The 12317-nt window shown below is 34.5% G+C and carries 5 protein-coding genes; all 5 read left to right on the forward strand.

What is annotated here, in order from left to right; genetic code table 11:
* Positions 1-61 precede the first annotated feature (61 nt).
* The 5 genes from rpoB to rny all read left to right on the forward strand — a co-directional run bounded on the left by rpoB (position 62) and on the right by rny (position 12314).
* Positions 62-4189, forward strand: coding sequence for a DNA-directed RNA polymerase subunit beta (gene rpoB / locus Q0J35_RS05625; RefSeq protein WP_297193961.1), 4128 nt, complete (start codon positions 62-64; stop codon positions 4187-4189).
* A complete protein-coding gene (rpoC, locus tag Q0J35_RS05630) occupies positions 4189-8748 on the forward strand; it encodes a DNA-directed RNA polymerase subunit beta' (RefSeq protein ID WP_297193964.1) in 4560 nt (1519 codons plus the stop codon). Before rpoB ends, rpoC begins: the two co-directional genes overlap by 1 nt.
* A 116-nt stretch (positions 8749-8864) precedes the next feature.
* On the forward strand, positions 8865-10175 hold the full coding sequence (locus Q0J35_RS05635; protein ID WP_297193966.1) for a major outer membrane protein: 1311 nt from the start codon (positions 8865-8867) through the stop codon (positions 10173-10175).
* Positions 10176-10213: 38 nt separating this feature from the next.
* Positions 10214-10828: a 5-formyltetrahydrofolate cyclo-ligase gene (locus Q0J35_RS05640; RefSeq protein WP_297193968.1), complete on the forward strand. Its 615-nt coding sequence runs from the start codon at positions 10214-10216 to the stop codon at positions 10826-10828.
* On the forward strand, positions 10761-12314 hold the full coding sequence (gene rny, locus Q0J35_RS05645; protein ID WP_297193971.1) for a ribonuclease Y: 1554 nt from the start codon (positions 10761-10763) through the stop codon (positions 12312-12314). The genes Q0J35_RS05640 and rny overlap by 68 nt, the downstream gene beginning before the upstream one ends.
* Positions 12315-12317 lie beyond the last annotated feature (3 nt).

A 12317-nucleotide genomic window follows, 5' to 3' on the forward strand; every position in this document is an offset into this window, starting at 1 on the left:
TCCTTATTTAGCCCTTTTAAGGGCTTTTTCTTTTTAAACTTACCAAAATGGGGTATATATTATGCAAAAAAAACAACAATCAAAAAATCGACTTAGAATTGATTTTTCCAGCACTTCAAATCAAATAGACATTCCAAATCTTTTACAGCTCCAACAAAAAAGCTTTGATGATTTTTTAAATTATGCAAATGCGAGTAAAGAAAGTGGTATAGAAAAGGTATTTAAGTCTATTTTTCCAATACACGACCCACAAAATAGGCTTAGTTTGGAGTATGTAAGCTCTGAAATAGGTAAGCCAAAATACACAGTAAGAGAATGTATGGAAAGAGGTCTTACTTATTCTGTTAATTTAAAAATGAAAATTCGTTTAACCTTGCACGAAAAAGATGAAAAAACCGGTGAAAAGGTAGGTATAAAAGATATAAAAGAACAAGAAATTTTTATAAGAGAAATTCCTCTTATGACTGATAGAACTTCATTTATAATAAATGGTGTAGAAAGAGTTGTGGTAAATCAACTTCATAGAAGCCCGGGAGTTATTTTTAAAGAAGAAGAAAGCTCAACAGTGGCAAATAAACTAGTATATACAGCTCAAATCATACCAGATAGAGGTTCTTGGCTTTATTTTGAATATGATGTTAAAGATGTTTTATACGTTCGTATAAACAAAAGAAGAAAAATGCCTATAACTATGCTTTTTAGGGCATTAGGATATAAAAAACAAGATATTATAAAATTATTTTATCCCGTTCAAACTATACACATTAAAAAAGATAAATTTTTAATAGAATTTAATCCAAATGATTTTTTAGAAAGAGTTGAGTATGATATAAAAGATGATAAAGGAAAGCTAATAATTCAAGCCGGAAAAAGACTCAGCAAGAAAAAAGCAGAACAGCTTGTAAAAGACGGTTTAAAATGGATAGAATATCCAGTAGAAATTTTATCTCATAGATATCTAGCAAAACCTATACTAGATGAAAATCAAGAAATTCTTTTTGATTCTTTGACGCTTTTAGATGAAAACAAATTAGCTAAAATTAAAGAAAAATATAAAAACTTTGATATAGCAAACGATCTTGCCGCTGATGTTGATGCGGCTATTATAAATTCTTTTATACAAGATAATGAAACCTTAAAAGCTTTAAAACAAAGTGAAAATATAGAAGATGAAAACGATCTTGCAGCCATTAGAATTTATAAGGTTATGAGACCTGGGGAACCTGTTTTAAAAGAAGCTGCTAAGGCTTATGTGAATGATTTATTTTTTAATCCTGAAAGATACGATTTGACAAAGGTTGGTCGTATGAAAATGAGTCATAAGTTAGGTTTGTCAGTGCCAGAATATACAACTGTTTTAACAAATGAAGACATTATAAAAACTGCTAAATACCTCATAAAAATAAAAAATGGCAAAGGCAGAATAGATGATAGAGATCATTTAGGCAATCGCCGTATCCGTTCTATCGGTGAGCTTTTAGCAAACGAGTTACATTTAGGACTTGCTAAAATGCAAAAGGCTATAAGAGATAAATTTACCTCTTTAAGTGCTGATTTAGAAAAGGTAATGCCTTATGATTTGATAAATCCTAAGATTATAAGCACTACCATTATGGAATTTTTTACCGGAGGTCAGCTTTCTCAGTTTATGGATCAAACAAATCCTCTTAGCGAAGTTACTCACAAAAGACGTCTTTCAGCACTTGGAGAGGGCGGTCTTGTAAAAGAAAGAGCCGGACTTGAAGTAAGAGATGTGCATTCTACGCATTATGGTAGAATTTGTCCTGTAGAAACCCCTGAAGGTCAAAACATAGGACTTATAAACACTCTTGCTACTTATTCTAAGGTAAATGATTTAGGTTTTGTGGAAGCACCTTATAAAAAAGTTTCAAATGGCAAGGTTAGCGAAGATGTTGTTTATCTTACAGCTACTCAAGAGGAAAATTTGGTCATAGCTGCTGCTTCTACTAAACTTGATTCTAAGGGTAATATATCTGAAGATTTTGTTGAAGCTAGAAAAGATGGAGAAACTATACTTGCTAGAAAAGATGAGGTTGATTTGATAGATCTTTGTTCTGGTATGGTTGTAGGTGTTACAGCTTCTCTTATACCTTTTTTAGAACACGATGACGCAAACCGTGCTCTTATGGGTTCAAATATGCAAAGACAAGCAGTCCCTTTACTAACGTGTGATGCACCTATAGTAGGCACTGGTATGGAAAGAACTATAGCAAGAGATGCTTGGATGGCTATTAAAGCCAAAAGAGCAGGCGTAGTTGAAAAAGTAGATAATAAAAGTATATTTATAATGGGCGAAGATGAAAAGGGTCCATTTATAGATCATTACTCTATGGAGAAAAATTTAAGAACTAACCAAAACACAGTGTATAATCAGCATCCTATTGTTAAAAAAGGAGAAAAGATAGAAGAAGGACAGATTATAGCTGATGGTGCTAGTATGGATGAAGGAGAATTAGCTATAGGCAAGAATGCTCTTATAGCTTTTATGCCTTGGAACGGCTACAACTACGAAGATGCCATAGTAGTAAGTGAAAGAATGATAAGAGAAGACGCTTTTACAAGTGTGCATATATATGAAAAAGAAATAGAAGCAAGAGAATTAAAAGACGGCATAGAGGAAATCACAAGAGATATACCAAATATAAAAGAGGAGGACATTTCTCATCTTGATGAAAGCGGTATAGCAAAGATAGGAACTCATATAAAACCCGGTATGATATTAGTTGGTAAGGTTTCTCCAAAAGGAGAGGTAAAACCAACTCCAGAAGAAAGGCTTTTAAGAGCTATTTTTGGGGAAAAAGCAGGGCATGTTGTTAATAAATCTTTGTATGCAACGGCTTCTCTTGAAGGTGTTGTTGTAGATGTTAAAATTTTTACCAAAAAAGGTTATGAAAAAGATGCAAGAACTATAAAAGCTTATGATGAGGAGAAAATTTCACTTGAAAAAGAACATCACGACAGACTTTTAATGATGGATAGAGAGGAAATTTTAAGAGTTTGTTCCTTGCTTTCAAAATCTACTTTGCAAAGTGAGCAAAAAGTAGGCTCAAAAACCTATAAAAAAGGCGCAAAGATAGACATAGAAGAGTTAAGAGCTATAAACCGTTTTGCTTTAAATTCTTTGGTTAAGGCGTATTCTAAAGATGTTCAAAAACAATACGATGATTTGAAAAATTATTTTCAAAATGAGAAAAAAAGACTTAAAAGCGAACACGATGATAAGCTTGACATTCTAGAAAAAGATGATATTTTGCCAAGTGGCGTTATAAAGCTTGTGAAAATTTATATAGCAACAAAAAGAAAGCTAAAAGTTGGCGATAAAATGGCTGGTAGGCACGGAAATAAAGGTATAGTATCTACAATAGTCCCAGAAGTTGATATGCCTTATTTGCCAAATGGCAAAAGTGTTGATATAGCTTTAAATCCTTTGGGTGTGCCATCTCGTATGAATATAGGTCAAATTTTAGAAAGCCATTTAGGTTTAGTTGGATTGAGATTAGGTGAGCAAATACAAGCAATTTTTGATAAAAAACAAAAGGATTTTGTAAAAGAATTGCGTTCTAAAATGCTTGAAATTTGTTCTTTAGCTAGATTTGCAAAGGAAAAGAAATTTATAGAAAGCTTAAGCGATGAAGAGCTTATCAACTATGGTAGAGACTGGAGCAGGGGTGTTAAATTTGCTACTCCTGTTTTTGAAGGGACAAGTATGCAAGAGTTTGAAAAGCTCTTTGAACTTGCTAAAGTTTCTATGGACGGAAAAAGTGAGTTGTATGATGGACGCACCGGGGAAAGGATAGCTGAAAGAGTTCATGTTGGTTGTATGTATATGCTAAAACTACACCACTTAGTTGATGAAAAAGTCCATGCAAGAAGCACCGGACCTTACAGCTTGGTTACCCAACAACCTGTTGGTGGTAAGGCTTTATTTGGCGGACAAAGGTTTGGTGAAATGGAAGTTTGGGCTCTTGAGGCTTACGGTGCAGCACACACCTTAAGAGAAATGCTTACTATAAAATCAGATGATACAGAGGGAAGATTTAGTGCATATAAAGCTTTAACAAAGGGAGAAAATATACCATCTACGGGCATACCAGAGACATTTTTTGTTTTAGCAAACGAGCTAAAGTCTTTAGCACTTGATATAGAGATTTTTGATAAGGACGAGTAATGGAAAAATTTAAGACTATAGAGATAAAAGAAGAAGGCAGACCTAGGGATTTTCAAGCCCTACAATTAAGGCTTGCAAGTCCTGAAAAAATCAAGTCTTGGTCTTATGGAGAAGTTAAAAAATCAGAAACTATAAACTATAGAACTCTAAAACCAGAGCGAGACGGGCTTTTTTGTGCCAAGATATTTGGACCTATAAGAGATTATGAGTGTTTGTGTGGCAAATATAAAAAGATGCGTTTTAAGGGCGTTAAGTGTGAAAAATGTGGTGTTGAGGTTGCAAGTTCTAAGGTAAGACGTTCTAGAATGGGGCATATAGAGCTTGTTACTCCGGTAGCACATATTTGGTATGTTAATTCATTGCCAAGTCGTATAGGAACATTGCTCGGTATAAAAATGAAAGATTTAGAAAGAGTGCTTTACTATGAAGCTTATATAGTGGAAAATCCAGCAGATGCTTATTATGATAATGAAAATAGCAAAAAAGTGGAATTTTGCGATGTCTTAAATGAGGAACAATATCAAAAATTAGCCCAAAGATACGAGGATAGCGGTTTTAAAGCTAGAATGGGTGGAGAAGTTATAAGAGATTTATTAGCGAATTTAGATTTAGTAGATCTTTTAAACCAATTAAAAGACGAGATGAATACCACAAATTCAGAGGCTAAGAAAAAAAGTATAGCAAAGAGGTTAAAGGTTGTTGAAAATTTCCTAAACAGCAGCTTAAATTCCTCTGTTAGCAATGAAGATGATTTAGTGCCTAATAGACCTGAATGGATGATGATAACAAATTTACCAGTTTTACCACCTGATTTAAGACCGCTTGTTGCTTTAGACGGTGGAAAATTTGCCGTTTCTGATGTGAATGACTTATACCGTAGAGTTATCAACAGAAATGCAAGGCTTAAAAGACTTATGGAGCTTGATGCACCAGAAATAATAATAAGAAATGAAAAGAGAATGCTTCAAGAAGCTGTTGATGCACTTTTTGATAATGGTAGAAGAGCAAATGCAGTAAAAGGTGCAAACAAAAGACCGCTAAAATCTTTAAGTGAAATTATAAAAGGAAAACAAGGACGTTTTAGACAAAATTTACTTGGAAAAAGAGTCGATTTTTCAGGTCGTAGCGTAATAGTCGTAGGACCTAAACTTAGAATGGATCAATGCGGTTTGCCTAAAAAAATGGCTTTAGAACTCTTTAAACCTTATCTTTTAGCAAAACTTGAAGAAAAAGGCTATGCAACAACAGTAAAACAAGCCAAAAAATTGATAGAAAGCAAGACCAATGAAGTGTGGGAATGCTTGGAAGAAGTTGTAAAAGGACACCCTGTTTTATTAAATAGAGCTCCTACCCTTCATAAATTATCTATACAAGCTTTTCACCCTATTTTAGTCGAAAGCAAGGCTATACAACTTCATCCTTTGGTTTGCACTGCTTTTAACGCCGACTTTGACGGAGACCAAATGGCTGTGCATGTTCCTCTTTCTCAAGAGGCTATAGCAGAATGCAAGGTTTTAATGCTTTCTTCTATGAATATCTTATTACCAGCCAGTGGAAAGTCCGTTACTGTTCCTTCTCAAGATATGGTTTTAGGAATTTATTATCTTTCTTTGGAAAAAACTGGTTCTAAGGGTTCGCATAAAATTTGCACGGGTATAGACGAGGTTTTAATGGCTTTGGAGGCAAACTGTCTTGACATACACGCTCCTGTTCAAACTGTGGTTGATAATATGAAAATTTTTACAACAGCTGGACGTTTGATAATAAAATCCATTTTGCCTGATTTTGTCCCTGAATATATGTGGAATAAAATTCTAAAGAAAAAAGATATAGCTTTACTTGTTGATTATGTTTATAAAAAAGGTGGTTTAGGTATCACCTCTACATTTTTAGACAAGCTTAAAAATTTAGGTTTTGAATACGCTACTAAGGCTGGAATTTCGATTTCAGTAGCGGATATTATTATCCCTGAAAATAAACAAAAAGCTATACAAGAAGCTAAAAAGCAAGTAAAATATATACAAAATTCTTACAATCAAGGGCTAATAACAGCTAGTGAAAGATATAATAAAATCATAGACATTTGGAAAGCCACAAATAATGTCCTTTCAAAAGATATGATGGATATTATACAAAATGATAAGCAAGGTTTTAACTCCATTTATATGATGGCTGATTCAGGTGCTAGAGGTTCTGCCGCTCAAATTTCACAACTTGCAGCGATGAGAGGGCTTATGGCAAAATCTGACGGTTCTATTATAGAAACTCCTATTATTTCGAATTTCCGTGAGGGACTTAATGTTTTAGAGTATTTTATCTCTACTCACGGGGCTAGAAAAGGTTTGGCAGATACAGCTTTAAAAACTGCTAACGCTGGTTATTTGACAAGAAAGCTTATAGATGTAGCACAAAATGTTAAGATAACCATACAAGATTGCGGCACTCACGATGGCATAGAAATCAGTGAAATAACAGCTGATGGTTCTGTGGTTGAAACTTTAGAGGAAAGAATTTTAGGTAGAGTTTTAGCAGAAGATATTATAGATCCTGTTACAAATGAAATTTTATTTACAGAAAACACTTTGATAGATGAAGAAAAAGCAAAATTACTTCACGATAGTGGTATAAAAAGAGTTAGCATAAGAACGCCTATAACTTGTAAAGCCAAAAAAGGCATTTGTGCTAAATGTTATGGGATAAATCTAGGAGAAGGTAAGCTAGTAAAACCGGGAGAAGCCGTAGGTATCATATCAGCACAGTCTATAGGTGAGCCTGGGACTCAATTAACCCTTAGAACATTTCACAGCGGTGGAACCGCTAGCACAGATTTGCAAGATAGGCAAATAGTAGCTCAAAAAGAAGGTTTTATAAGGTATTATAATATAGAGCTTTACAAAAATAGCGAGAATAAAAATATAGTTGCAAACAGAAGAAATGCCGCTATTTTCCTAGTAGAACCTAAAATAAAAGCACCATTTAATGGCACTGTGCATATAGAAAATATGCACGAAGATGTGGTTATAAGCGTAAAAGGAACAAAAGAGGAAAGCAAATACATTATCAGAAGGCACGATTTAGCAAAGCCAAACGAATTAACAGGTGTTAGCGGAAACATAGTAGGAAAACTTTATATGCACTATCAAAATGGAGCTAAGGTGCAAAAAGATGAAAGTATAGTAGAGGTTATAAAAGAGGGCTGGAATGTCCCTAACCGTGTGCCTTATGCTAGTGAAATTCTAGTAAATGACGGAGATCCTGTCGTTCAGACTATAAGAGCTGGTGAAAAAGGAACCTTGAAATTCTATATGCTAAAAGGCGATGGTTTAGACAGAAGACACGATATAAAAAAGGGTTACGTGGTAAAAGAAAAAGGTCTTTTTGTTGTTATTGCTGATGAAAATGATAGAGAAGCAAAAAGGCATTATATACCTAGAGAATCCGTTATTGAATTTGATGATAATTCTATCATAGAAGATGCAAAGGTTGTTATAGCTAAACCTTCTAAAGCCGATAAGGTTATAGTGGCTGAATGGGACGCGTATAATGATACAACTATAGCTGAAACTGATGGAACTTTAAGCTTTGAGGATATAGAGCTTGGCTACAGTGCAGACGAGCAAATGGACGAGGCTACCGGAAAAAGTTCTTTGGTTATAAATGAGTATATACCTGGTGGTGCAAGACCAGCCCTTGTTCTTGCAACCAAAGGCGGTAAAGTGCTTAGGTATCTTTTAGAGCCAAAAACTGTTATCTTTGTAAATGACGGAGACAAGGTTAAAAAAGCTGATATTTTAGCTAAAACGCCAAAAGCTGCTACAAAATCAAAAGACATCACAGGCGGTCTTCCTAGAGTATCTGAACTATTTGAAGCTAGAAAGCCAAAAAATGCAGCCGTAATAGCCGAAATAGACGGAACTATAAGATTTGATAAACCTTTAAGATCTAAAGAAAGAATCGTTATAGAATCAGAAGATGGAAATAAAAGCGAATACCTAATTGACAGCTCCAAAAGAATTCAAGTAAGAGACGGTGAATTTATACACGCTGGAGAAAAGCTAACAGACGGTGTTATATCAAGCCACGATGTGCTTAAAATACTTGGTGAAAAAGCACTTCATTATTATCTTATATCTGAAATTCAACAAGTTTATCGCGGTCAAGGTGTTGTGATTTCTGATAAACATATAGAAGTTATAGTTTCTCAAATGCTAAGACAAGTCAAGGTAGTAGATAGCGGCAATACCAAATTCATAGTAGGAGACTTTGTGTCTAAACGCAAATTTAAAGAAGAAAATGAAAGAATTTTAGCTATGGGTGGAGAGCCTGCTATAGCTGAACCGGTATTGTTAGGAGTTACAAGAGCAGCTATTGGTAGCGATAGTATCATATCAGCTGCGTCTTTCCAAGAAACTACAAAGGTCTTAACAGAAGCCAGTATAGCCGGAAAATTTGACTTCTTAGAAGATTTAAAAGAAAATGTAATTTTAGGTAGAATGATACCTGTTGGAACAGGCTTATATGACAGAGATTCTATAAAACTAAAAAAAGATAGCGAGTAAAAGAGTAAAAACTCTTTTACTTTCGTAGCACAGTGTCCTTTATTTTTTTAGTTTTTTATATAAAAATGCTTATTTTTATGCTACAATTAAGTGTATTTTTTTATAAAGGAGATTTTATGAAAGTATTAAAACTTTCTTTAGTTGCCGCGTTAGCAGCTGGATCCTTTTCAGCACTTAATGCTATTCCTTTAGAACAAGCGATTAAGAATGTTGATTTTACCGGGGACTTAAGATATAGATACAATAGCGATTGGTCTAGATCTAAATCAGGCTCGATAAAAATACCTGCTGGTGTTGCTGGGGAACAAAATCACGAATTTCGCTTAAGACTAGGAGCTAAGGCTGATGTGGGTGATGGTTTTAAGATCTTTGGTCAAGTTTATTCTTTAACAAAAGATGCTGGCTATGACAATGCTATAAACTCTAACGACGGTGCTGGTGGCACAAGGACAAACGGTTCTTTACAGCTAAGACAAGCGTATTTGCAATATGATATGGCTGATTATGGCTTAAACTTCATCTGGGGTCGCCAAGAATTAGGAACTATTTGGACTGATGACTATGTAGGAACTGCTGCTAAGGTCGTTTATTCTCCATTTGAAGGCACAGCTATAGCTGCCTTTGCTGTTGATTCTTTTGAAGAAAAACAAGATGGCGATCAGGCAGATTTTTCTTACTTGTTAGGTGAAGCAGCAGGTAACCCAATGACAAGCAGACTTTATAAGTATAATATGTATGGTGCTGCTTTTATAGGCGGATATGACTTAGGCGGATCCACTATTGATGTGCAACTTTGGGGTGCTCAGCTTATGAATACGGCTACACTTTATGCTGCTGATGTTAAATACACCTTGCTTTTAGCTGATGATTTAGCTTGGTCTATAAGAGCTACTTATCTTGGAAATAGCGTTGATGACTATTTTAAAAGAAGAGGAGCAGCTAACGGTCAGCTTGTAAATCTTTATGGAGATATAAAAGGTTACGGTTTTGACGGCGGACTTGGTGGTATTATGTTTGGTAAAAAAGACGCTGTAACTATAAACACTATAGAAGATGTAGGTAATGCTGGACTTGGCGTAGTAGGTAGAGAATTTTTATATGGTAGAGGTTCTTGGGCTGCTATAAGCTCTGGTGCTACTACAGCTGCTTATGTAAATGCTGGATATACCTTACCATCTGATTTAAGAATAGGCTTAAGATATGTTTATGGTGCTACTGAAACTACAAGAGGAAGTACTGCTAGAACAATAGGCGGCGGTGGCGATAAGATGGAAGGTGTTGTAGAAGCTTCTTATCAATACAACAAAAATTTAGACTTTTTGGTGTGGTATTCTATGCTTAGATATGACGGCTTGTCTGTGTTAGAGGAAGGCAGAGATTCAAATACCAAAAACACTTTCCGTATACAAGCTTTTTATAAATTCTAAAAATTCTAAGCCCTTTTGGGCTTAGTTTTCTTACATTAATGCCTAAAGACAGATATAGAGCCTTTGCTAAAAATAAATTAAAATCAAAGTTCATTTTTCATTTCAAAAAAGATTTTTTATCATTTAAAGAGCTTAAGAAAATAGTAAAATTTTACAAAGCAAAAAATATCCTCATTTATATACCACTAGAATATGAGATAAATTTGCTACGTTTTAGGAGAGAATTATCAAAAAATTCTAATATTTTTGTTCCGTTTATGCAAGATAAAAGCTTAAAAATTGTAAAATTAAGACTACCTTTATATAAGAAAAGGTTTGGGGTTTATGAGCCTTATATTTCTTTTTTAAATGTTAAGATCGATTTAGCTGTCATTCCTGTAATAGCTGTCGATAAAAATTTAAAAAGGATAGGGCATGGAAAAGGTTTTTATGATATGTTTTTTGCAAATTTAGCTTATAAACCGCTTGTGGTTTTTGTCCAAGCACTTAACTTATATTTTGATAAGAGTTTATGCGAAAAACACGACATTCAAGCTGATTTTTACATAAATCCTTATAAAAAATATTTTAAAAGAGAGTTAAAAAATGCTAATAACAATTTACATTTTTATAGCCGTTGTAGTAGGCGTGGGAGTAGGATATTTAGTTGCTAGAAAGATAGATGAAGCCAAGTATAATATCTTTGTGGAGCAAGCAAAAGCAAAAGCAAAGGCTATAGAATACGAAGCCGAGCTTGTTTTAAAAGATGCAAAAAATTCTGTATTAAATGCAGAACTAGAAGTCAAAAAAAAATACGAGGATAAAAGTCATAAAATTCAAAAAGAATACAATCAAAAGGTAGATGAGCTAAGCAAAAAAGAACAAAAGATACAAAGCTATGAAGATGAGCTAAATAAAAGCAAAGAGGAGCTTGAAAAGAGTAAAAAGAAAGCTTTTAGTTTGTATGATGAGAATATGAGGTTAAAAGATAGTTATGAAAAAAAATTAGACGAGCTTATAAACACTTTAGAACACCATTCAGGGCTTACAAAAGATGAAGCAAAGCAAATGATGCTTAAAAAAGTTGAGGAAAAATCAAGAGATGAGATAGCACACATAGTTAGAAAATATGAGGAGGAAGCAAAAAGCGAAGCAAAAAGAAAGGCAAATTTTATAATAGCACAAGCTACTTCGCGTTTTGCTGGTGAATTTGCGGCAGAAAGACTGATAAATGTCGTAAATATAAAAAATGACGAGCTAAAAGGGCGTATTATAGGCAAAGAAGGAAGAAACGTAAAAACGCTTGAAATGGTTTTGGGCGTTGATATCATCATAGATGATACCCCGGGTGCTATTATAGTAAGCTGTTTTAACCTTTATAGACGAGCCATAGCTACTAAAGTTATAGAGCTTTTGGTTGAAGATGGACGCATACAACCAGCTAGGATAGAGGAAATTTACGAAAAGGTGTGTAAAGAATTTGATGATAGCATACTTGAGGAAGGTAAAACCATACTTATGGATTTAGGACTTTCTAATATGCATCCTGAAATAGTCAAACTCATAGGAAAATTAAAATACCGTGCTTCTTACGGACAAAATGCCTTAGCTCACTCTTTGGAAGTAGCACATTTAGCAGGTATTATAGCGGCTGAATGTGGGGGCGATGAAAATTTAGCAAGACGAGCAGGAATTTTGCACGATATAGGCAAGGCTTTGACTCACGATTTTGAAGGCTCTCATGTCGATTTAGGAGCTGAACTTTGCAAAAGATATAAAGAACACGATGCAGTTATAAACGCTATTTACGCACATCACGGACACGAGGAAGCAACAAGCGTAGAAAGTGCGGCTGTTTGTGCGGCTGATACCTTAAGTGCGGCAAGACCGGGTGCAAGAAGAGAGGTTTTAGAGGCATTTTTAAAGAGAGTTACCGAGCTTGAAGATATAGCAAAATCAAAACAAGGCATAAGAAATGCCTATGCTATAAATGCGGGTAGAGAAATACGAGTGATTGTAAATGCTGAACTTGTAAATGATGATGAATCGGTGCTTTTAGCAAAGGAAATAGCTCAAGAAATTCAAGATAAGGTTCAGTATCCAGGCGAAATAAAGGTAAATGTTATAAGAGAGCTTAGAGCTGTGGATTACGCAAGGTAGTGT

Origin of the sequence: uncultured Campylobacter sp. (genome assembly GCF_944323605.1) — a bacterium.
Taxonomy (GTDB): domain Bacteria; phylum Campylobacterota; class Campylobacteria; order Campylobacterales; family Campylobacteraceae; genus Campylobacter_D.

Coding starts and splice junctions, on each gene's coding strand:
- rpoB (WP_297193961.1), top strand. CDS start 62: ATGCAAAAAAAACAACAATCAAAAAATCGACTTAGAATTGATTTTTCC.
- rpoC (WP_297193964.1), top strand. CDS start 4,189: ATGGAAAAATTTAAGACTATAGAGATAAAAGAAGAAGGCAGACCTAGG.
- Q0J35_RS05635 (WP_297193966.1), top strand. CDS start 8,865: ATGAAAGTATTAAAACTTTCTTTAGTTGCCGCGTTAGCAGCTGGATCC.
- Q0J35_RS05640 (WP_297193968.1), top strand. CDS start 10,214: ATGCCTAAAGACAGATATAGAGCCTTTGCTAAAAATAAATTAAAATCA.
- rny (WP_297193971.1), top strand. CDS start 10,761: ATGCTAATAACAATTTACATTTTTATAGCCGTTGTAGTAGGCGTGGGA.